Source organism: Rhizobium sp. WYCCWR 11128 (genome assembly GCF_013416305.1).
GTDB lineage: Bacteria > Pseudomonadota > Alphaproteobacteria > Rhizobiales > Rhizobiaceae > Rhizobium > Rhizobium indicum.
Window position 1 is genome coordinate 300,230 of record NZ_JACCEZ010000003.1, and the last position, 22,621, is coordinate 322,850.

General features: G+C 61.5%; 20 protein-coding genes and 1 riboswitch. Of the genes, 4 read left to right on the forward strand and 16 right to left on the reverse strand.

All coding sequences use genetic code 11. From position 1 onward, the window contains the following. Positions 1-2: 2 nt before the first annotated feature. From HX898_RS13810 to epmA, 4 genes are all read right to left on the reverse strand, one after another. Positions 3-1,184 (reverse strand): acyl-CoA dehydrogenase family protein, encoded by a 1,182-nt coding sequence (locus tag HX898_RS13810; RefSeq protein WP_138331885.1) that lies wholly within the window; start codon positions 1,182-1,184, stop codon positions 3-5. Continuing rightward, on the reverse strand, positions 1,184-1,435 hold the full coding sequence (locus tag HX898_RS13815; RefSeq protein ID WP_003543737.1) for an acyl carrier protein: 252 nt from the start codon (positions 1,433-1,435) through the stop codon (positions 1,184-1,186). The genes HX898_RS13810 and HX898_RS13815 overlap by 1 nt, the downstream gene beginning before the upstream one ends. A gap of 263 nt (positions 1,436-1,698) precedes the next feature. Further along, the gene (locus HX898_RS13820; protein WP_171600242.1) at positions 1,699-2,751 is read right to left on the reverse strand and encodes a lysine-2,3-aminomutase-like protein; all 1,053 of its coding nucleotides are present in this window, start codon (positions 2,749-2,751) and stop codon (positions 1,699-1,701) included. Beyond that, entirely contained in the window at positions 2,748-3,809 is a 1,062-nt protein-coding gene (gene epmA / locus HX898_RS13825; protein ID WP_138331887.1) for an EF-P lysine aminoacylase EpmA, read from the reverse strand. The genes HX898_RS13820 and epmA overlap by 4 nt, the downstream gene beginning before the upstream one ends. A gap of 149 nt (positions 3,810-3,958) precedes the next feature. Here epmA and efp point away from each other — a divergent pair, with 149 nt between their 5' ends. Continuing rightward, a complete protein-coding gene (gene efp / locus HX898_RS13830) occupies positions 3,959-4,528 on the forward strand; it encodes an elongation factor P (protein WP_012759420.1) in 570 nt (189 codons plus the stop codon). Between the two features lie 221 nt (positions 4,529-4,749). On the opposite strand, the gene HX898_RS13835 is transcribed toward efp, so the two are convergent. From HX898_RS13835 to metA, 6 genes are all read right to left on the reverse strand, one after another. After that, positions 4,750-5,478 (reverse strand): SIS domain-containing protein, encoded by a 729-nt coding sequence (locus HX898_RS13835; protein ID WP_130822695.1) that lies wholly within the window; start codon positions 5,476-5,478, stop codon positions 4,750-4,752. Positions 5,479-5,495: 17 nt separating this feature from the next. After that, positions 5,496-6,647: an N-acetylglucosamine-6-phosphate deacetylase gene (gene nagA, locus HX898_RS13840; protein WP_180194896.1), complete on the reverse strand. Its 1,152-nt coding sequence runs from the start codon at positions 6,645-6,647 to the stop codon at positions 5,496-5,498. Continuing rightward, complete coding sequence (locus HX898_RS13845) at positions 6,647-7,678, reverse strand: SIS domain-containing protein (RefSeq protein WP_180194897.1); 1,032 nt, start codon at positions 7,676-7,678, stop codon at positions 6,647-6,649. The genes nagA and HX898_RS13845 overlap by 1 nt, the downstream gene beginning before the upstream one ends. Beyond that, positions 7,675-8,448: a GntR family transcriptional regulator gene (locus HX898_RS13850; protein ID WP_003543751.1), complete on the reverse strand. Its 774-nt coding sequence runs from the start codon at positions 8,446-8,448 to the stop codon at positions 7,675-7,677. The genes HX898_RS13845 and HX898_RS13850 overlap by 4 nt, the downstream gene beginning before the upstream one ends. A 165-nt stretch (positions 8,449-8,613) precedes the next feature. Next, on the reverse strand, positions 8,614-9,636 hold the full coding sequence (locus tag HX898_RS13855; protein ID WP_180194898.1) for an aldose epimerase family protein: 1,023 nt from the start codon (positions 9,634-9,636) through the stop codon (positions 8,614-8,616). Between the two features lie 226 nt (positions 9,637-9,862). After that, complete coding sequence (gene metA, locus HX898_RS13860; RefSeq protein ID WP_138331891.1) at positions 9,863-10,786, reverse strand: homoserine O-succinyltransferase; 924 nt, start codon at positions 10,784-10,786, stop codon at positions 9,863-9,865. A 48-nt stretch (positions 10,787-10,834) separates the two neighbouring features. Beyond that, positions 10,835-10,912: riboswitch (SAM riboswitch) on the reverse strand. Positions 10,913-11,026: 114 nt separating this feature from the next. On the opposite strand from metA, the gene HX898_RS13865 reads away from it, so the two are divergent. Further along, a complete protein-coding gene (locus HX898_RS13865) occupies positions 11,027-12,916 on the forward strand; it encodes an ABC transporter ATP-binding protein/permease (protein WP_171600246.1) in 1,890 nt (629 codons plus the stop codon). Positions 12,917-12,987: 71 nt separating this feature from the next. On the opposite strand, the gene HX898_RS13870 is transcribed toward HX898_RS13865, so the two are convergent. The 4 genes from HX898_RS13870 to HX898_RS13885 all read right to left on the reverse strand — a co-directional run bounded on the left by HX898_RS13870 (position 12,988) and on the right by HX898_RS13885 (position 16,800). Next, positions 12,988-13,617: a DUF5666 domain-containing protein gene (locus HX898_RS13870; RefSeq protein WP_180194899.1), complete on the reverse strand. Its 630-nt coding sequence runs from the start codon at positions 13,615-13,617 to the stop codon at positions 12,988-12,990. A 120-nt stretch (positions 13,618-13,737) separates the two neighbouring features. Further along, on the reverse strand, positions 13,738-15,555 hold the full coding sequence (locus tag HX898_RS13875) for an ABC-F family ATP-binding cassette domain-containing protein (RefSeq protein ID WP_180194900.1): 1,818 nt from the start codon (positions 15,553-15,555) through the stop codon (positions 13,738-13,740). Positions 15,556-15,558: 3 nt separating this feature from the next. Beyond that, positions 15,559-16,215: a thiamine diphosphokinase gene (locus HX898_RS13880; protein WP_180194901.1), complete on the reverse strand. Its 657-nt coding sequence runs from the start codon at positions 16,213-16,215 to the stop codon at positions 15,559-15,561. Positions 16,216-16,272: 57 nt separating this feature from the next. Beyond that, entirely contained in the window at positions 16,273-16,800 is a 528-nt protein-coding gene (locus HX898_RS13885; protein ID WP_180194902.1) for a MarR family winged helix-turn-helix transcriptional regulator, read from the reverse strand. 116 nt (positions 16,801-16,916) lie between these two features. Here HX898_RS13885 and HX898_RS13890 point away from each other — a divergent pair, with 116 nt between their 5' ends. Next, a complete protein-coding gene (locus HX898_RS13890; RefSeq protein WP_180194903.1) occupies positions 16,917-18,455 on the forward strand; it encodes an MDR family MFS transporter in 1,539 nt (512 codons plus the stop codon). A gap of 391 nt (positions 18,456-18,846) precedes the next feature. Then, complete coding sequence (locus HX898_RS13895) at positions 18,847-20,391, forward strand: M48 family metalloprotease (RefSeq protein ID WP_129422071.1); 1,545 nt, start codon at positions 18,847-18,849, stop codon at positions 20,389-20,391. Positions 20,392-20,445: 54 nt separating this feature from the next. On the opposite strand, the gene HX898_RS13900 is transcribed toward HX898_RS13895, so the two are convergent. Beyond that, a complete protein-coding gene (locus HX898_RS13900) occupies positions 20,446-21,309 on the reverse strand; it encodes an RNA polymerase factor sigma-32 (RefSeq protein WP_012759432.1) in 864 nt (287 codons plus the stop codon). Between the two features lie 381 nt (positions 21,310-21,690). Then, a complete protein-coding gene (locus tag HX898_RS13905; RefSeq protein ID WP_003543775.1) occupies positions 21,691-22,263 on the reverse strand; it encodes a CarD family transcriptional regulator in 573 nt (190 codons plus the stop codon). Positions 22,264-22,621: the final 358 nt, after the last annotated feature.

Genomic DNA, 22,621 nt, shown 5'->3' on the forward strand with positions numbered 1-22,621 from the left:
TGTCACCCCAGTAGGCTAGTGTCCTGCTTATGGACAAGAAGCATGCTCGACGTGTTGCCGAGGATGCGGTCATTCGAAATCATGAGCTGTGCGGAATGCGCGTCGCGCAGATGGCGTCCGAGGCTGAAGGGCGTGCCGTTCTTGTAGCCCATGATGCCGCAGATCAGCATGGCATGGTTGACGATCTCCAGGATCGTCTCGGACGAGGCAATTTTGACATTGTTCATCGCCACCGCAAATCCCATCGAAGACAGCCTGTCGGCATCGGCCTTGGCATCCTCATAGGCCTTGAGGCCGGCAACCACGTTGGATTTCACCATCTGCAGCAGGTTCGAAACCTCGGCGAGGCGCAGCGCGCCCGGCGGCTGGGCATCCGGCGCCTTGCGGGCGGCAGCGCGCACGAAAGCCTGGGCGCGCACAACGGCATCGACGGCGATGCCGTACCAGACGCCGCTCCAAAGCAGATGCGAAGAGGCGAGCATGGATTGCGCCGCGATCTCAGCGAAAGGCTTCGGCAGGATCTGGCAAGCCGGCGCTTCGCCCTTGAACAGGAAACCATCGGAGCAGGTGCCGCGCATGCCGAGGGTATTCCAGACATGCGTTTTCTCGATCGTGTACTGGTCCTTGAGGAAGGCCGTCAGCACCTGATCGGAGGAAGCCGCCTGCGCGTGGGCGCGCGAGGTGATAAGGATGGCGTCGGCGTGCGAGCCGTAGGAAATGACGGTCGCATCCTTTTCGAGGCGGCACGTGTCGCCATCGACCTCGACCGCGCAGATGCTGTTGCGCAGATTTCCGCCGATACCGCCTTCGGTGGTGGCGGATGCGATCAGCAACTGCTCGGCTGCGATGCGGCGCATGAAACCGCGATGCCATTCGCTGTCGGCGCCATGTTCAACGAGGCTCGACAGCTTGATGTGGTGCATGGCGAAGACCATGGCGCTTGCAGCGCAGGCCTGGCCGAGCATCGAGCACAATTCGGCGATCTCGGTGATCGAGGCGGATTCGCCGCCGAAGTGGCGCGGCACCTGGATGCCGAGCAGCCTTTCGGCCTTCATCGCATCGACGGCTTCCCGGGGGAAGCGGGCCTCGGCATCAACGGTATCCGCGTGTTTCGCCGCGATTTCGGCGACACGGGCTACCCTTGTGACAAGACCGTCCTGCATGATCTTGACGGGGAAATTCATCAGGCGACCTTCCGGCTGTCCCGGATCAGATCGACGGTCCTGGCGATGGCCGAGATGCTCGCGAAGGATTTGCGGTTCAGGAGATTGTCGGGAAATTCGATGTCGAAGGCCTCTTCGAGGCCAAGCATCAACTGCACTGAAGCAAAGGACGTCAAACCTGCCGCATAAAGATCGGCGTCGTCGGCGACCTGGTCGATCGACCCAGGAAGCTTGCCGAATTTGGCTACGAGGTCGCGGATTGCCTTATTCATCCCATCACTCCAAGATTCTCATGATCCCGAACCGGCGTTCATCGCCTTGTCATGAGCGTTCTTTTAGTGCGGAAAACAGAACATTCCGCTAATTAATTGAGTTAAATATGACTGAGGCTCACAGTTAGGATTTTAGCGATCACTCCCGCTCCGTCGTAAACAACCACTTTAAATCAATGACTTAAGGTAATTTCGATACTGCGACACACTCTGGTTTCTGGCGTGGAGAGTACAGAAATGACACGCAAACGCCGCGTTTTGTCTCAATCGGCCGGTGGATAGGAATGCTCGCCGCCGCGATAATCGGTGACGGAATAACATCCGTCGCCTGTTGCCCGGATCGCGCTCCCACTGACGACGGCCTTGCCGTGACCGCCGGGGATATCGAGGATGTAGGCCGGCTGGCAGAGACCGGAAATCCGCCCGCGCAGCGCCGCGACGATCTCCTGCCCCTCCTCGATCGTCACTCTGAAATGGCTGGTGCCAGGCGCCAGATCCGGATGATGCAGGTAATAGGGTTTGACGCGGATTTCGACGAAGGCCTTCATCAGCTTCGCCAGCACGTCGGGATCGTCGTTGACACCCTTGAGCAGCACCGACTGGCTGACCATGGCGATGCCGGCATCGACGAGGCGGCCGCAAGCCGCCCGCGCTTCCGGCGTCAGTTCCCGGGGGTGGTTGGCATGCAACGCGACATAGACCGTCTTGCCGCTCGCCTTCAGAGCGGCGATCAGCGCCGCATCGATCTTCTCGGGGTCGACGACCGGAACACGCGTATGGAAACGCACGATCTTCACATGCGCGATCTCGGCAAGCGCCTCCATGATCTCGCGGAGCCGGCGCGGCGAAAGCACCAGCGGATCGCCGCCGGTGAGGATGACCTCCCAGATCTCCTCATGACCGCGGATGTAATCGAAAGCGGCCTGCATCGCCGCCGCATCGAGCGTGCCGAGGCCTTGCGGCCCGACCATTTCGCGCCGGAAGCAGAAGCGGCAATAGACCGGGCAGACATGCACGGCCTTGAGCAAGACACGATCGGGATAGCGGTGAACGATGCCTTCGACGGGACTGTGGGCATGATCGCCGATCGGATCGGTGCGTTCTTCCGGGGCGATCGTGAGTTCTGCCGCATCGGGCACGAATTGCCGAGCGATCGGATCATCGGGATCGGCTCGATCGATGAGCTTGCTGATCGCAGGCGTCAACGCAATCGCGTAGCGCGCCGCAACCTCCTCAAGCCTCGCACGATCGGCAGGCACGACCAGCCCCGCCTTCACAAGATCGTCGACGCTCTTGATCGATTTGACGACATTCATCTTCCATACTCCGCCACCGGCGCCCAGAGCACCTGGTCGATGCGCGATGCTCCCGTCGCCAGCATCACCAACCGGTCGAAGCCGAGCGCGATACCGCTTGCCTCAGGCATCAGCGACAGCGCGGCGAGGAAATCCTCGTCAATCGGATAGGTCTCGCCGTAGACCCGCGCCTTCTCGGCCATCTCGATCTCGAACCGTCGCCGCTGTTCGGCAGCGTTGGTGAGTTCACCGAAGCCGTTCGCAAGCTCGACGCCGCAGGCATAGAGCTCGAAACGTTCGGCAACCCTGGAGTCGCGCGCCGAGGGACGGGCAAGGGCTGCCTCCGAGACCGGATATTCGTCGAGAATGGTGATGCGTCCGAAACCGAGATGCGGCTCGATCTTTTCGACCAGCACCCGGCTGAAGAGATCGGCCCAGCCGTCGTCATCGGCAACACGCATGCCGACGCGCTTCGTCTCGGCCGCCAGATGGTCGCGATCGGTCGATCCGTCGGTGGCGACGGAGGCGAGAAGATCGATGCCGGCATGACGCTCGAATGCTTCGGCAACGCTAATCCGCTCCGGCCCGGCGAAGGGATCGCTCTCGGCGCCGCGATAGGCAAGCTTCCCGGTCTTCACCGTCTCAGTCGCCAGCGCCAGGATGCGCACGCAATCCATCATCAGGCTCTCGTAGCTTTCGCCGGCCCGATACCATTCGAGCATGGTGAACTCAGGATGATGCAGCGGCCCGCGCTCGCGATTGCGATAGACATGGGCAAAACACGAGATGCGCTCCTCGCCCGCCGCAAGCAGCTTCTTGCAGGCAAATTCCGGCGAGGTATGAAGGTAGAACGGCGCCTTTTGCCCATCCGTCGTCAGCGCTTCCGTGGCGAAGGCATGCAGATGCGCCTCGTTGCCGGGAGAGACCTGCAGCACGGCCGTATCCACCTCGATGAAATCCTCGCGCGCGAAAAACCCGCGCAACGCCGCCTGGATCGCATTACGTCCGATCAGGAGCGGACGGCGGTCGGCATGCACGGACGGGGTCCACCAGGGGGACGCTTTCGCCGAAGAGTTCATTCCAAGCTTTCTTCGCCGGAGAGGCCGGTATGGGGGGTGGCTATTTCCCGGATTTTAGGTTAGTTGCGCCCCAAAGAAAAACATTTGCGTCTTCGGGGGCGTCTCGACAGTCATTTACGACGCCGAAAGCCGAGTTACAAGGAAGTCTTATGGTCAAGGTCATCGCCTCTTCGGTCCGCAAGGGCAACGTTCTCGATGTCGACGGCAAGCTCTACGTCGTTCTCACCGCCCAGAACTTTCATCCGGGCAAAGGCACGCCGGTCACCCAGGTCGACATGCGCCGCATCGTCGACGGCGTGAAGGTTTCCGAGCGCTGGCGCACCACCGAACAGGTCGAGCGCGCCTTCGTCGAAGACGTCTCCTTCCAGTTTCTCTATGAAGACGGCGAAGGCTTCCACTTCATGAACCCGGCGAGCTACGACCAGGTCGTCGTCGATGTCGCCACGATGGGTGACGACAAGGCTTATCTGCAGGAAGGCATGTCCTGCATCCTCTCGATGCATGAAGGTATTGCGCTGGCGCTCCAACTGCCGCGCCACGTCACGCTCGAAATCATGGAGACGGAACCGGTCGTCAAGGGCCAGACGGCATCGTCCTCCTACAAGCCGGCGATTTTGTCGAACGGCGTGCGCGCCATGGTGCCGCCGCACATCAATGCCGGCACCCGCGTCGTCATCGCCACGGAAGACAATTCCTACGTCGAACGCGCCAAGGACTGATCCTGGTTTCAGCCTATCGAAGAGGCCGGCTCGCGCCGGCCTTTTTTATATCCGCCGTCTCAATTAAATAATCAGAGCATGATGCCGAAAACCGCACACACTTTTCGGCATCATGCTCTAAAGCGCGTCGCGATCTTTCAGATTCGCTCGTCGCGCTTTAGGTCTTTGTTTTTACGCATGTCGTTATCGCAAAACCGCGGCACACTTTTGCCCGACATGCTTTAGAGATGCGGGTTGCGCGGCCGGTATTTCTTGACGAGCTTCTGGTTGATCTCGGCAGCACCCGGCATGTTGGCGCTGAGATAAATTGGCGCATCGCCGGATTTGGAAAGCTCCGAGGCGACTTCGGCGAAGATCGCATTGATGACGGTCACCCCGACCGCCGTCGAGACTGGCCCAACCCGAAGCCCCGTGCCTTCGAGATCGACAACGGCGTCACCCGGCGGCAGCCCGTTGTCGAGCACCACATCGGCCACGTCGGCAAGCCGCCGGCGGCCATTGGCGATCGCTGAGGAATAGGCGATCGACGTGATGGCAATCACCTTTGCGCCGATTTCGCGCGCATAGTCGGCGGCCTCGATCGGCGCGGCGTTCACACCCGAATTGGAGGCGATGATGATGACATCGCCCGGCTGCATGCCGTAACGCTCCAGCATCGGCCGCACCAGGCCCTGCGTGCGCTCATAGACCGAACTGATGACCGCGCCCTCGTGCAGCATGGCCGAGCCGACGAGTACCGGCACGGTGAAGGCGAGCCCGCCGGCACGATAGTGCACCTCTTCCGCCAGCATATGCGAATGGCCGGTGCCGAAGACATAGACGCGCTTGTCGCCATGGGCAGCATCGAGGATGACCGCTGCTGCCTGCGCCATCGGCTGGGCAAGCGTCTGCTTGAGTTCTTCCAGCCGGCCGATCAGATTGGAGAAGTAGGCATCGGTAATGTCAGTCATCCGGCTTATCCTTGATTTCAGGCTACTTCGCCGCTGAGCCAGATGGCGGTGACGGCAAGCGCATCGGTGAGATGCACGAGATCGGCACGCGCGCCCGGCGAAAGATGGCCGCGATCGGCAAGCCTGAGAAACCGCGCGGGATAAAGGGTCGCCATGCGCAAGGCCTCGGCGAGCGTCAGGTCGAGATAGGTGACGCCGTAACGGATCGTCGAGATCATGTCGACGTCGGAACCGGCCAGCGTGCCGTCGGACAGCACCAGCTTCGAGCAGAAGCCGCCCCTTTCGCGCCGGACGGTGCGCCCGTTCAGCGTGAACGAGTCCTTTTCCGACCCGACGAGCGACATCGCGTCGGTGACGAAGAACAGCTTGCCTTCGCCGCGTTTGGCGCGTAGCGCCGTGCGCAGGGCCTTCGGATCGACATGATGGCCGTCGGCGATGATGCCGCACCAGGCCGAAGGATGATCGATCGCCGCGCCGACGAGACCGGGCGCCCGGTGTCCCAACTGGCTCATGGCGTTGAAGAGATGCGTGACGCCCCGCGCGCCGGCATCGAAACGTTCTTCCGCCGCCTCGCTCGAACAATCGGAATGGCCGATGCTGATGGTGACGCCGGCTTCCGCAAGCTCGCGCACCTGGGCAACCGTCACCTGCTCGGCGGCCATGGTGACCAGCAGCGTGCCGATCGCCTCGCGCGCCCGGATGAAGGCCTTGACATCGCGGTCCTCCACCGGCCGCATCAGTTCGGCCAGATGCGCGCCCTTCCTCGCAGGCGCCAGATGCGGGCCTTCGAGATGCAAGCCGGCGACGCCGCGGTTCATTTTCACTGCCTCCTTGGCGGCCTCGATGGCGGCAATGGAGGCCTCTGATGTGTCGGTGATCAGCGTCGGCAGCAGCGACGTCGTGCCATAGGGACGGTGCCCGCCGGCGATGATGTCCATCGAGGCAACGGAAGGCTGGTCGTTCAGCATCCGCCCGGCGCCGCCATTGACCTGCGCATCGATGAAGCCGGCCGACAAAACACCACCGGCAAGCGTCACCACCTCGCCGTCCGGCAGATCATTTCTTGCGACGATCGCTTCGACGCGGCCGCCGGCAACGATGAGGGCTTTGTCGTCGTGGAAGCGCTCGCCGTCGAAGATGCGGGCGCCGAGGAAGATCTTGCGGGCCATCAGACCGTCTCCGTCACCTTGAGCAGGTTTGCCGGCTTGTCGGGATCGAAGCCCTTGCGGCGCGTCACCGACTCGATCAGCCGGTAGTAGACAAGCAGCGACACCAGCGGATCGACAAGGCCGTTGCCCGTCGTCGGTACGCGCAGATGGACGCCGGAAAGCGGCTGCGTCGAGAAGCCGACGGTGGTGGCGCCGAGTTTCTGCAGGCGTTCCAGCGCCTGCACATTGTTGGCGAAGGCCGCATCGTCGGGCGCAAAGGCGACGATCGGGAAGCCCGGCTGCACCAGGCGCATCGGACCATGCATCAGTTCCGCCAGCGAGAAGGCCTCGGCATGCAGGCCGGAGGTCTCCTTGGCCTTCAACGCCGCTTCGAGCGCGATCGCGAAAGCCGGGCCGCGGCCGGCGGTATAGAGCGAGGTCGCGTTGAAGAGCACTTCCTCGGCTGCCGCCGTGTTGATGCCGGCCGTTGCCGAAAGCGCCTCTGGCAGCTTACCGAGGGCAGCCTGCAGATCGGACGCGCCGCCGATCGCAGCCGTTACCCCGGAAAGGGCGGCGACCGAGGCGATGAAGGATTTTGTCGCCGCGACACTCTTTTCCGCGCCGGCATTGAGACCGAGAACAATATCGGCCTGCTTCGCAAGCGGGCTGTCGGTGACGTTGACGACGGCGATCGTCGTTGCGCCGCCCTTCTTCGCCGCGTCCTGCAACGCGACGATGTCGGGGCTGGCACCCGACTGCGAGACGGTGAAATGGACACCACCCTTCAGATGCAGCGCCGCACCATAGACCGAAGCGATCGACGGGCCGACCGAGGCGACCGGAACGCCGCAGGTGATCTCGAAGAGATATTTGAAGAAGGTGGCGGCGTGGTCCGAGGAGCCGCGCGCCGCCGTCGTCACCACGCTCGGGCGGGCGGACGAAAACAGCCGGGCGATCTCGGCAAAGACCGGTTTTTCCTTTTCGAGCAGCGTGGCCACCACCTCGGGCGATTGGCCGGCTTCCTGCAGCATCAGCGACTGGTTGTCATTCATAGGTCATCTCCGATTCTCAATTCGGCAACGAAATCATAGGCATCGCCGCGATAATGCGAGCGGGTGTATTCGACGACGCGCTGGTCTTCCAGGCGCGAGACACGTTCGATCAGAAGCGCCGGCGCGCCTGATTTGACGTTCAGGATCGCGGCGGAGGACGGGTCGAGCGTGACCGCGGTCAGCCGCTGCAGCGCGCGCACGGGCCTGTGGCCACTGGCCGTCAGCGCATCATAGAGCGATCCCTCGCCGCCGGCGTCGTGCCCCAGGAACTTGATCGGCACCACGGCGCGTTCGATCGCCAGCGGCAGGCCGTCGGCAAGGCGCAAGCGGTCGAGCCTCAGCACCGGCTCGTCGCCACCGAGGCCGAGCAGGAAGGATTCCTCCGGCGACGGCGTGTTGACCGCCCGCGACAATATCCGTGCGGCCGGCAGACGCCCGCGCGAGCGCATGTCGGCGGAGAAGGAGGAAAGCCGCCACAGCGACTGTTCCATGCGTTCCACCCTGCTTGACACGAAAGTACCGCTTCCATGGCGCGATTCCAGTGCGCCGGATGCCATCAGATCGCGATAGGCGGTGCGCACGGTAACGCGGCCGAGTTTCAGAGCCTCGGCAAGGTCGCGCTCGCCCGGCAGCGCCGTGCCAGGCTTCAGTAGCCCTTCCTGAATGAGGCCGGTCAGCGTCTGCGCCAGCCGCTTGTAAAGCGGCCCGGTCAGTGCCTCGTCACGCAGGCCGCGGCTGTTCAGTTCCGCTATCAGACTGGTTCTATCCATGGGGATACAATAGAACCTATATAGAACCAATCGGCAAGTCGGAATCGAGCACGGAATCAAAAAACCCTCGCCGGGCGGACCGGCAAGGGTTTCATAGCGCTCAAATTTGACAGTCGTGCGTCCGCAGCGCCGCGCGTTTAGAAACGCGCCGGCGCTGGAGGATGCTCAGTTCCTGGTGAAGATATAATCCGTCTCCTGACGCAGCACTTCGCCGGGGCGCAGAACCGCATTCGGAAAACCTTGGTGGTTGATGGCATCCGGCCAGACCTGCGTCTCTAGGCAGAAGCCGGCGAATGGGCCGTATTTGCGCCCGCCGATGCCGGGCGCCGCGACATCGAGCTTGAAGCCGGCATAGAACTGCACGCCTGGCTCCGTGCTGCGCACTTCCAGCGACACACCGGAATAGAGGCTGCGGGCAAGCGCGACGCTCCGCTTGGCGGTACGCTCGCCCGACAGGCAGAAATTATGGTCGTAAAACGCTTGTTGGCTGCCGACGAAACGCTTCATCGACGCCATCTCGCGGAAATCGAATTCCGTGCCCTCAACGGGACGGATCTCACCGGTCGGCACCTGCTTCTCATCAGTCGGCAGATAGTGATCGGCGGCTATCATGATGTCATGGCCAAGTGCATCTTCGCGGCCGTCGAGATTGAAATAGGCGTGCTGGCAGACATTGGCGAGCGTCGGCTGGTCGCTGGTCGATTCGTAGGTGATCGACAGTTCACCATTGCCATGCACCCAGAAAGTCGCCTGGATGGTGCAATTGCCGGGATAGCCGGCGCGGCCATCGGGATCGACGATCTTCAGCACCACGCGGTCGTGGTCATGCTCGACGATCGTCCAATTGCGTTTGGCGATATTGTCGCTGCCGCCATGCAGATGCGTGACGCCGTTTTCATTCGGCTCGAGCTGATAGTCCTTGCCGTCAAGCGTGAACCTGCCGCCGCCGACGCGGTTGGCGCAGCGGCCGGGCGTCGCGCCGAAGTAGGACGAATAGAGGAGGTAGCTGTCGAAATCGTCGAAGCCGAGCTGCAGCGGCGCATCATGTCCCTCGAGACGCAGATCCTGGATGACCGCGCCCCAGCTGATGATCTTGGCCGTCAGCCCGCCGCCCTTGATCACGACGCGATAGACGGTCTCGCCCGCCTGCGTCTGCCCGAAAACGTCCCGCTCCAACTTATCCGACATGATCGACCGTCCATTCTGTCCCTGCTGAAAATTCCTCAATTCGGAATCGATTTGAGGAATGTGCAGCGATTGAAAGTGTGCATTGCACGTCCGACGAAGACGCGCGGTGTGGTAGGCTTCAGGACAGGAACCTGCCCGGATTTGCTTCGATCCGCAACCGGCGGATCAGAAAGAAAAGCCACAGCAGTGGTGCGGCGGCATCGGCTCCAGGCGTGATCGGCAACGGTCAGAGATCGCTGCCGATCTCTTCCACATCAAAGGGCGTCGTCTGGTAGATTTCGTTGATCCAGTTGCCGAACAAAAGATGCGCATGGCTGCGCCAGCGGTTCTGCGGCGCAAGCGCCGGATCGTTATGCGGGAAGTAATTGTGCGGCATCTTGATCGGCACGCCGGCATTGACGTCGCGGAAATACTCGTCGGAAAGCGACGTAGAATCATATTCGACATGGTTGAACATGTAGAGCCGCCGGCCCCTCTTCTCATGCACGAGGCAGACGCCCATTTCGCTGGACTCCATCAGGATCTCCAGGCTTTCGGATTTCTCGATATCGGCGCGGCGCACTTCGGTCCAGCGCGACACCGGCACTTCGAAATTGTCGGAAAAGCCGTTGAGATAGATCGAGGAAGGCTTCAGGTTCAGGTGGCGGTAGACGCCGAAGGCCTTCTCTTTCAGCTCGTATTTCGGAACGCCGTGAAAATGATAGACTGCCGCCATCGCGCCCCAGCAGACGTTCATCGTCGAATGGACATTCGTTTCCGTCCAGTCAAGAATCTCCTGCATCTCCGGCCAATAGGTGACATCCTCATAGGGCAAAAGCTCGATCGGCGCCCCGGTGATGATGAAGCCGTCGAACTTGCGGTGCTTTACTTCTTCCCAGGTCTGGTAGAAGGCAAGCAGATGGTCCTCGGACGTATTCTTCGCCTTGTGGCCGCCGATACGGATAAGCGACAGCTCCACCTGCAGCGGCGAGGCGCCGACGAGACGGGCCATCTGCAGTTCGGTCTTGATCTTGTTCGGCATGAGGTTGAGCAGCCCGATCTGCAACGGTCGGATATCCTGACGGATCGCCAACGTCTCGGTCATCACCCGCACACCCTCCTGAACCAGGGTTTCGAAGGCGGGCAGCGTATCGGGGATCTTGATGGGCATTGCGGTCACTCGATCAAAAACAAAAAACCGGCGGCGACAAAAATCGCTACCGGTCCGCACGCGGCCCTTTAGCGACTTTTTTAACGTGGCTGCAAGCCGGCCGGCCAAATCACCACGGAGGCCTTAATTAGACCCAGTCGGATTGCGAATCAACTGGCGAATACATGCAGGAGAGACTCATGCAAGCATCATCACACTTTAATGACTGATAGAATCTGTTGATAGACCGGTAACGCCACCATGTTATTTATAAGGGTATGGGCGATTTGGAAAAGCGTAATGGCAGATAAAATCGAGGGGAGGCCGGGCATCCGGAGGCAGGATAGGGTAGGGTATGATTTAAGCCTGACATATCGCCTCGGCGTCATGTTCTCAGCATTCTGGAATTCGGAAGTGCGTGGCAAGGTGCTGTTTCTGGCGACCGTGCTGATCCTCGTTATCCTGGCGACGTCCTACGGCCAGGTCATTTTGAACGAGTGGAATGCGCCCTTCTACGACTCGCTGGAGCGCCGCGACCTCGGCGAATTCTTCCACCAACTCGAAATCTTCGCGATGATCGCCGGCACACTGCTGCTGCTCAACGTGCTGCAGGCCTGGCTGAATCAGATGACGGCACTCTATATGCGCGAAGGCTTGTCCCGCGATCTGGTTGACCAGTGGCTGAAGCGCAAGCGGGCGCTGCGGCTTGCCTCCAGCGGCCTGATCGGCGTCAATCCGGACCAGCGCCTGCACGAAGATTCCCGCAACCTCGCCGAAAGCACGACGGGATTGGTTCTCGGCCTGCTGCAGTCGACCATTCTTCTGGTGAGCTTCATCGGCGTGCTCTGGGAACTTTCCAGCGGCTTCATCTTCCGCATCAGCGGCCATAGCTTCTCCATTCCAGGCTACATGGTCTGGGCGGCGATTTTCTATGCCGCTTCCGCCTCGGTGCTGAGCCAGGTCGTCGGTCGGAAGCTGGTGAAGCTCAATGCCGACCGTTTTTCGAAAGAGGCCGAGCTTCGCTTCACGCTGATGCATGCCAATGAGAACATGCCGGCAATTACTGTTGCCCGCGGCGAGGAGAACGAACGCCGGCGCATCAACACCGACATCAGCTCGGTCCTGACAGTCGTCAAGCGGCTTGCCATGGCCAATACCAATCTCACCTGGGTTTCGGCCGGCTATGGCTGGCTGGTGATCGTCATCCCGATCATCGTTGCCGCCCCCGCCTATTTCTCTGGCGGCCTCACCCTCGGCCAGCTGATGATGTCGGTCGGTGCCTTCAACCAGGTCAACACGGCGCTGCGCTGGTATGTCTCCAATTTCGGCCCGATCGCCGAATGGCGCGCCACGCTGATGCGCGTCACCGATTTCCGCCAGGCGCTGGTCGAGATGGAAGAGGACTTCGACCTCAAGGACAGCATCGCCTATGAAAACGCCGCGCCCGACACGCTGACGTTGAAGGATGTGGTGATCGTCGCCAAGGTCGGCGAAGACATCGAGGAATGCGGCGGTTTTCGCCTGCGTGAAACCGATGTCGTGATCAAGGCCGGCGAAAAGATCATGATCAACGGCGATCACAGCGTCAATCGCAAGCTGCTCTTCCAGGCGATGGCCGGCCTCTGGCCGTGCGGCAGCGGCACGATAGGCCTGCCGCCAATCGACGACATGCTCTTCGTTCCGCAGGTTGCCTATGTTCCCGGCGGCACGCTGCGCGAGGCGCTGGCCTTTCCCGAACGTCCCGAAGCCTACGAGAAAGCCGCCGTCGAGGCGGCCCTCGACAAGGTTGGTCTCCATTCGCTGATCGCAAGGCTCGATACCCGCGCCCGCTGGGACAAGATGCTCGACGGCGACCAGCAGAAAGCGATCGGATTTGCCCGGCTGCTTCTCGTGCGCCCGCGCTGGATCATCTTCGACGAAGTGCTGGAAGGCATGGAGCCGGAATTACAGGAAACGATGGCCAAACTGCTCACCTCGATGCCCGAAAGCGGCATGATCTATATCGGCCGCTCCGAGGCCTATCTCGAGGCGCTGAGGCCGCGCGTGCTGCATCTGCAGGCGCTGCCGTCAGCATCCGAGGAGCCGCCTGCCGTCCAGACCGGCGCCAGCGCCAGTGCGGGCGCTGCCGCCGTGCCCGCGCCGGCGCTTTAATGCATGCCGCCCAAAAGTGTGGAGCGGTTTTGGGATGACGGCACGCATAAGACAAGGATTTGAGCCGCTGGTCACATCGGCGGTATGACGCCGTTGAGACCGACGGCGATCTGGCTGGCCGAGATGCTGCCATCCGCCGCCTTCTCGCCGGTGACGACGACGCCGGCGCCGGGCTTCAGATCATCCTTGGTCGCAGGCGCCAACGTCACGATCGGCGTGCCATCGGCAATCGAGATGGTCTTTTCCTTGCCCTGATAGGTCAGCGTGATCGTGTGGCCGTCGACGGATTTGACGGCGTTGCTGACAGTCGCGTTGGTCATCTGGCTGTTCGGCTGCGCATCCCAGGGACGGTTGCCCTCACCGGTTCCCTTCATCGACGCCGGAAAGATCAGCACCTCGATCGCCCCGTCCGGGCCCGTGCCCTTCGGAAGCGAAGCGACGCCGACGAAATCGCCGGGTTTGATATCCTCAACCGAAGCTTTTTTGATGCCGCCGACCTTCCAGCCGGCTTTCAGCGCGACCGTCGCATCGCTGCCCTCGCGCGTCTTGACGACCAGCGTATCGCCGCTGAGGCTTTCGATTGCGCCGCGAACACGAATGCGCTGGGCATCCTGCGCCTGTGCGGCTTGCGACAGGGCAAGCGCCACGAGGCCGCCGACAGTAAGTGCTGTGAGAAAACGGGAATGAGGCTTGCGAGACATATGACTTTTCCTTGTCGCCATTGCGATCGGCAATATCCCCGGCTGCCGGACGGCACCTTATGCCGCAGGACGACACACTGACGAATCAAGGAAAAGTGAGCCTCGAGCCTCGAGAAAATCTCAGCCTTCCAGCTCTTCCCGCAGCATTTCGAGCTCCAGCCACTCCTCTTCCATGTCGGTCAGGCTGGCGCGCAGTTTTTCCATCTCGCCGGCAAGCCGGTTGAAGGCTGCGGGATCGCGCGTGAAAAGATTGGGATCTGCCATCACCTGTTCGCGCTTGGCGATTTCGGCTTCCGCCTTCGCCATTTCCTTCGGCAGATTTTCCAGTGCGAATTTCTGCTTGAAGGAGAGCTTGACCTTCGAGCTGCCTGAAGCTGTTGCTTGCTGCGTCTTCGGCTTCTCCGCCGCCTTCTCGGCCCTCTTACGCTCCTCGAGCGCGCCCTTGCGCTGTACAAGCATGTCCGAGTAGCCGCCGGCATATTCGATCCAGCGACCATCAGGCGCATCCGGCACAGCGGGTGCAATCGTCGAGGTCACGGTGCGGTCGAGGAAATCGCGGTCGTGGCTGACGAGAATGACGGTGCCGGGAAAACCGGCGACAATCTCCTGCAGGAGATCGAGCGTTTCGATATCGAGATCGTTGGTCGGCTCGTCGAGGATCAAGAGGTTCGTCGGGCGCGAAAGGATGCGCGCCAGCATCAGCCGGGCGCGTTCGCCGCCGGAGAGGTTTCTGATCGGCGTACGCGCCTGTTCCGGCTGGAACAGAAATTCCTTCATATAGCCGGTGACATGGCGCTGCTCGCCGTTGACGAGCAGGTTTTCGCCGCGCCCATCCGTCAGATAGTTGGCAAGCGTATCCTCGGGATCGAGATCCTCGCGTTTCTGGTCGAGCGTCGCAATCTCCAGATTGGTGCCGAGCTTGACGATGCCGCTATCGGGTGAAAGCTGCCCGGTCAGCATCTTCAGCAGCGTCGTCTTGCCGGCCCCGTTCGGCCCGACCAGACCAATGCAGTCGCCCCGATGCACGCGGATCGAAAACGGCGTGACGATTGCCCGCTCGCCGAAGCTCTTGGTGATCTTGTCGGCCTCGATCACCAGCTTGCCGGATTCCTGCGCGTCCGAAACCGTCGCCTGCACCGTGCCCTGCGGCCCCTTGTGCCCGCGATAGTTCGATCGCATCGTCTGCAGCTCGCCGAGACGGCGCATGTTACGCTTGCGCCGCGCCGTGACGCCGTAGCGCAGCCAGTGCTCCTCACGCTCGATCGACTTGCCGAGCTTGTGCTGCTCCAGCTCCTCGGCCTCCAGCACCTGGTCGCGCCAGGCTTCGAAATGCGCAAAGCCTCTGTCGAGTCGCCGCGAGGTGCCGCGGTCGAGCCAGACGGTTGCCGTCGAGACCTTTTCGAGGAAACGCCGGTCATGCGAAATCAGCACCAAGGCGCTGCGTGTCTTCTGCAGCTCGCCTTCCAGCCATTCGATGGTCGGCAGGTCGAGATGGTTGGTCGGTTCGTCGAGCAGAAGAATGTCCGGCTCGGGTGCCATAACGCGGGCAAGGGCTGCGCGCCGCGATTCGCCACCGGACAGCATTCTGGGGTCTTCATCGCCGCTCAGCCCGAGATGCGACAGCAGATAGGTGACACGATAGGGGTCATCGCCTGGCCCGAGGCCGGCCTCGGCATAGGCCTGCACCGTGTTGAAGCCGGCAAAATCCGGCGCCTGTTCGAGATAACGCACCGTCGAGGAAGGATGGCGGAAGACCTCGCCGGACTGCGCCTCGACCAGGCCGGCGGCAATCTTCAGCAGCGTCGATTTTCCCGAGCCGTTGCGCCCGACGAGACAGATTTTGTCACCGGGCTCGATCTGCAGGCCAGCACCCGCCAGAAGCGGTGCACCGCCAAAGCTCAGGAAGATATCGTCGAGTTTCAGAATGGGAGGGGCCAAAAATCAGACTCCGGAAAGATCATAGGGCCGGGCGAGCACGATTGCACGGCCGCTGCGGAGCGAAAAGCGAACCTTGCCTTCCGCAACATTGGAAATGGTGCGCGACGAGCCGAAAGGCAGGTGGAAATCCGTGAGCGGATAACGCGCATTTTCGATGGAAAGCCCTCTCAGCTCGCTGAATCCGGGTACGGAAAACAGGCTGCCCTTGGGAAGGTCCAGTTCGATCGTACCGGCAACCAGCGGCGCTGCCTCTTCCTTGCCCGAGGTCAGCAGCAGCTCGAAACCCTCTTCCGCCAGGCTGACGGCCGACAGCAGATGCTGAAGCGCGTGGTCGGAACGTTCACCGCCGAGCGCACCGGCGAGGATCAGCCGCCGCGCGCCCCGCGCGATTGCCTCCGCCACGGCGATTTCACCGTCCGTCGCCGCCTTAGCAGCCGGATAGGGCTGTTTCAGCACATCGGGAAATGCATCCGCGAGATCATCAGGCGTCGAATCGAAATCGCCGACCCAGAGCTCCGGCGTAATACCGAGTGCTGCCGCATGCCGCATGCCGCCATCGGCCGCAATGAAGCGGCTGTCTTCGATGGCATCGCGCAGGCGATCCGTCAGGCTGAGTTCGCCGCCGAGGAGAATGGTGAAGGTGGATTGGCTCATGGGCATTGCCCTTAGCGCAAACGAGGGGTCGAGGGGAAGGGCCGGCGAACGACGGCGTCTGCCTCAGCCCGGTGTATCCTTGTCGCGCGACAGGAAAACCGCCTCGTAGCCGCCGATGAAGCGCTCGAAAAGCGCTGCGAAGCGCTCGACATCTTCCTGCGGCCAGTCGGAAACGATTTCGGAAATGATCGCAAGCTTCTGCGCGACGATCTCGGCAAGCAGTTCCTGGCCGACCTCGGTCATGACGACGACGATCCGCCGCGCATCGGCCTGCGAGGCCTCGCGGCGCAGCACGTTGCGCCCGACCATGTCGGCCACCACCCGGCTTGCCCGTGACGGATCGATGCGCAGCATCTCCGCGATCATGCCGACCGTGACCTCGCCGGCAGGCTGCGCCCTGCGCACGGCATCGAGCACGTCGAGATGCGAAAGCTCGAGGCCTGGTGCAGCACTTTGGATCGCCAGCCGGCCGATCAGCCGCCGCCCGGTCATCAGCCGCATGCGCGCCATGCTCCGGCCGATACACGGCACGTTTTCACAATCCGGCTCGGCCGGCTCCACGGAAGGGGTCTTGGTCAGGACGTCGCTCATCACAGGACCATAACAGAGCCGATTCAAAAATTGAATATGCCGATGTCATTAATATGCCATTGACAACTATATGCTGTTAGCACATAAAAGCATCTCAACCCGGAACGATGCCTCCCATGGACATGCAACTCGCGCCTGCGCCGCTCGTGACGGATCCTCGTCGCCGGCTTATCCTCTTCTTCTTTCTGATGACCGCCATGTTCATGGCGACGCTCGATAATCAGATCGTCTCCACGGCGCTGCCGACGATCGTTGGCGAATTCGGCCATCTCGAGCGCTTCGGCTGGATCGGCTCGGCCTATCTCCTGTCGCTCAGCGCCGTCATGCCGGTCTACGGCAAGCTCGGCGATCTGTTCGGCCGCAAATACGTGATGATGACGGCGATCATGATCTTCACCGTCGGATCGACAGTCTGCGGCCTTGCGGTCTCGATGGACACGCTGATCGCCGCCCGTGTGCTGCAGGGCCTTGGCGGCGGCGGCATCATGGTATCGATCTTCGCCGTCAACGCCGACCTGTTCGAGCCGCGCGAGCGGGCGCGCTACCAAAGCTATTCCAGCCTCGTGCTGATGGCATCGGGCGCGATCGGCCCGGTGCTCGGCGGCACGATGAGCGATCTCTTCGGCTGGCGCTCGATCTTCCTCGTCAACGTGCCGATCGGCTTCATCGTGCTCATCGGCCTTGCCTTCATGCTGCCATACCGCAAACCGCATCGCCGCCCCAAGATCGATTATGCCGGTGCGCTCCTGCTTGCCATGACGACGACAAGCATCGTGCTTGCCACCGACAGCAGCGAACTGTTTGGTGCATTGATTTCGCCTGAGAGCATCGGCATCGTCGCCTTCGGTGTCGTCTGCGCCGTCACCTGGGTGTTCGTCGAGCGCCGCGCACCGGAGCCGATCGTTCCCCTGCAGCTGTTTCGCAATTCGACCTTCAGCCTGCTCCTGGTGATCTCGATCATGGGCGGCGCCATCGCCATCGGCATGGTCAATTATCTCGCCCTCTTCCTGCAGACCACGACCGGCCTTTCGCCGTCAGCCGCCGGTCTGCTCTTCATCCTTCTCACCGGCGGCCTCGTCTGCGGGTCGCTTTCCGCAGGCCGCATCATCTCGAAGACGGGGCGCTACAAGCCCTTCGCCATCGCAAGCCTCACCTGCAGCGCCATCGCCTTTGCGCTGATGTCGCAGATTCACGCCGGAACGCCGATCGCCTTCATCGGCGCGGTCATGATGCTGCACGGCATCGGCATCGGTCTTGCCCAGCAGGTTCCCGTCATCGGCGTACAGAATGCAGCACCCGCCCGCGACGTCGGGGCCGCCACCGGCTCGGTGACGTTGTCGCGCATGGGCGGCGCCTCGATCGCCATTTCCATCTATGGCGCCATCATCGCCTCTGAGCTCGGCAAGGTCGGCGTCTCCATTCCCGGCGTCGCCGATATCAAGCAGCTGACGCCGAAAATGATGGCCGCCCTTCCCGAAGCGAGCCGCCAGGCCGTCGCCGATACCTATGCCGCCGCTTTCTCGCCGCTCTTCATGACTTCCTGCGCCATTGCGCTGATCGGCCTTGCCGCCGCCATCATGCTGAAACCCGTACAACTGCCCCGCGCCGGCGAGGCGACGAAGCCGCAACCGGCGACGGCGGAAGCCGCCGAATAGTCGAATCGTTACCTGCGAGAGAATGCTTCATCAGGAGGCGTTCCCTCTCGATGCCTGTATCAAGGGTTGCAATTTTCTCGCAGGACTGTCGCTATCGAGCCGGTTGCTTCAATCGGGCCGTTCTTTTTCCGCGCCGCCGTCGAATCTCGGCTTTGTGACGGAACTTTCGCCATAATTTCATCCGAGCGAAAGGAAGCCTTAGTGCCTGAGGCTTGCTAAAATGCAACGGCGCCACATTTAAACAGAGTCTCGCTATGCAACCGATGCGTAAATCAGCTACAGCAACGACTTGTATCGGCCGATTGTGCAGCGCGAGATCAGGGGTGCGCACCTGTTGAGTTCCCCTTGCCACGGTCGGTCTGAATCTGCGGCAAACCGGCAAAACAGCGACATGATGCGGAGAATCAGACTGGACAGCTTGACGACGTGGAAATCGCCCGCGCTTTCCAGTGATGCCATCTCCGCGCCGCGGCGCTTCGCGCGTCGCATGATGCTGCTTTCGGCCCTCGCAATGGCGCTGAATGGCTGTCAATCGCTGATCGACCAATCCTATCAGCCCAGTGTTTCGCCTTCGTCCAATCCGCAGATCGTCGACGAGGTGCAGAAGAACGATCCGCGCGCGGCGATGGGTGCTCGTGAGCATCCGCGCATCGTGGCGAGCTACGGCGGCGAATACAAGGACGCCAAAACCGAGCGCCTCGTCGCCCGCATCGCCGGCGCGCTGACGGCGGTGTCGGAAAATCCGAGCCAGTCCTACCGCATCACCATTCTGAATTCGCCGGCGATCAACGCCTTCGCGCTGCCGGGCGGTTATCTCTATGTGACCCGCGGCCTGCTCGCCCTTGCCAACGACGCCTCGGAAGTCGCCGCCGTGCTGTCGCACGAAATGGGCCATGTGACGGCAAACCACGGCATCGAGCGGCAGAAGCGCGAAGAGGCCGAGGTCATCGCCAGCCGCGTCGTCGCCGAGGTCCTCTCCAGCGACATCGCCGGCAAGCAGGCGCTTGCCCGCGGCAAGCTGCGGCTCGCCGCCTTCTCCCGCCAGCAGGAGCTGCAGGCCGATGTCATCGGCGTGCGCATGCTCGGCGAAGCCGGCTACGACCCCTATGCTGCCGCCCGGTTCCTCGATTCAATGGCGGCTTACAGTCGCTTCATGTCGGTTGATCCCGAAGCCGACCAGAGCCTTGACTTTCTGTCGAGCCATCCGAATTCGGCCCAACGCATAGAACTTGCCCGCACCCACGCCCGCGCCTTCGGCCAGGAAGGCTCGGTCGGCGACAAGGGTCGCAATTATTATCTCGACGGCATAGACGGGCTGCTCTACGGCGACAGCCCGGAAGAAGGCTATGTGCGCGGCCAGACCTTCCTGCATGGCGGTCTCGGCATCCGCTTCGACGTGCCACCGGATTTCCACATCGACAACAAGGTCGAAGCCGTGATGGCCACCGGCCCGAACGACATCGCCGTCCGCTTCGACGGCGTCGCCGACAATCAGAACCAGAGCCTCACCAACTATATATCCAGCGGCTGGGTGACCGGCCTCGACCCGTCGACCATCCAGCCGATCACCATCAACGGCATGGAAGCAGCTACCGCGCGTGCCAGCGCCGACCGCTGGGATTTCGATGTGACCGTGATCCGCAACAATTCGCAGATCTTCCGGTTCCTGACCGCCGTGCCGAAAGGCAGCGGCGCCCTTGAGCCAACGGCAAATGTGCTGCGCGCGAGTTTCCGCCGCATGACGCCGGCAGAGGCGGCCTCGCTGAAGCCGCTGCGCATCCGCGTTGTCACCGTCCGGCCGGGTGAAAACATCTCGACACTCGCCGCCCGCATGATGGGCACAGACCGCAAGCTCGATCTCTTCAAGCTCATCAATGCCCTGCCCACGGGTGCAGCCGTTGCAACAGGCGATCGCGTCAAGATCATCGCCGAATGAAAAAAGCCCGGCTTGCGCCGGGCCAGTCTGTGCTGCTGGAGAGGGGAATGAATTTTAGGCGTAGGCGGCCATGTGCGGGTCGGCGCTGACGAGGGCGCTGCGAAGCTTCTCCATCGCCCGGCTTTCGATCTGACGCACGCGCTCCTTGGAGATGCCGAGATCGGCGCCCAGCTCTTCGAGCGTGGCACCGTCTTCCGCCAGGCGCCGGGCGCTGATGATCTTCATCTCGCGTTCGTTGAGGTGCTTCAGCGCCGAGGCCAGCCAGACGCGACGGCGCTCGCCGTCGATCATGTTGGAAACCTGCTCATCCGGCAGAGGATCGTCGCTGACGAGGAAGTCCATCTTCTCCGCGCTCTCGGCATCGCCGGAGACCGATGGCGCCTGCAGCGAGGCGTCGTTGCCGGAAAGCCTGGCATCCATTGTCTGCACATCCGAGAGGCTGACGCCGAGGGCAGCGGCGATTTCCTGGTGAATGGATTGCAGCGTCAGCTGGGTGTCGCCCTTGGCGAGCTTGGCGCGCAGACGGCGCAGATTGAAGAACAGCGCTTTTTGCGCCGAACTCGTGCCGCCGCGCACGATCGACCAGTTGCGCAGGATATAATCCTGGATCGACGCCCTGATCCACCAGCTTGCATAGGTGGAAAAGCGCACGTCGCGTTCCGGCTCGAAGCGGGCGGCGGCCTCGAGCAGACCGACATAGCCCTCCTGCACCAGATCGCTCATCGGCAGGCCGAAATTGCGGAACTTGCCGGCCATCGATATGACGAGGCGCATATGAGCCATGGCGATCTGGTTGCGCGCGCCGCGGTCGTCATGATCCTTCCAACGGGTGGCGAGATCGTGCTCTTCCTGGCGGGCGAGATAAGGCGCGGCCATCGCGATTTTGATCATGCGCCGATCTGCAGACATGTTCTTCATTTCGATCTCCCGAAACAGGCCTCTCTCGCCCTGAAATGAACAATAAAACTCATCTTCCGGAACATCGCTGTCCGGATTGAATGGGGTTCTGAATGCATAAAAGCCTCGCCCCTGGACTTTTCAGGGGGAGGCCCTATTTCTCATCATGTGCCGGTAAGACGGCCGGGCTGGACCTGTTTCTTCACTTTGCCGGATGGGCAATATAGAAAAGGCATGATCCGCTCCTCATCGAACATTGACGGAATAGCAGTTCGCCCGTTGAGGCCGTTGCCCGACGAGCAGTTCGCAATTACGTGTGATAAACGCGGCAGTCGGGAAAAAGTTCCAATAAAAAAACCCGGCTCGAAGGCCGGGTTTTTTGATAGAAGACAGGCGTCGCTTTTATGCGGCTTCGTCCTGTGAATCGTCTTCTTCGATCGCCTTGCCGCGCTTCGGACCCTTGTTGAGATTGGTCTCGACGAGGCGAACGGCTTCGGTTTCCGACATCTTGTTGACAGCGGCGATTTCGCGCGCCATGCGGTCGAGCGCAGCCTCATAAAGCTGGCGCTCGGAATAGGACTGCTCGGGCTGGTTCTCGGCACGATAGAGATCGCGCACGACTTCAGCGATGGAAATCAGGTCGCCGGAATTGATCTTGGCATCATATTCCTGGGCGCGGCGGGACCACATGGTGCGCTTGACGCGCGCCTTGCCCTGCACGACCTTCAAAGCACGCTCGACGAAATCCGTTTCCGAAAGCTTGCGCATACCAATGCTCATCGCCTTCGCGACCGGAACCTTCAGACGCATCTTGTCCTTCTCGAAATCGATAACGAAAAGTTCGAGCTTCATGCCGGCAACTTCTTGCTCTTCGATAGCGGTGATGGTACCGACGCCATGAGCGGGGTAGACGATCGATTCACCGGTCTTGAAGCCGTGACGTGCTGTAGAAGGCTTTTTCTGCTGAGTCGTCATTCTATTCAAAAACTCCCTGTTACGCTTCCGGCGGCGGCCGGAGCCGGGTCAGTCAGGCCCGGGTGAGACGGTAGTATCCGTCGGGTGACTTCACTCTGGTCCCATCGGGCAAAAGCAAAGACTTCTTGCGCACGATCTTGGGACCCGGCGCTCAAAGCGTTGATATGTCACGGAAACCGTGTACGGATTTGTTTTGCTTTCGTGATGGTTTTGGGCATGCGTCATGCCACAAATGGAACAGTAGACGAAACCTATCATAAAAATATGAGGAAATCAATAATTTGCTTCGCTTGAGTCATGCGGGCAACACATGTCACCCATATGCCTCACGCAGCTTTTAAAACGTTTTGCCCCGCGG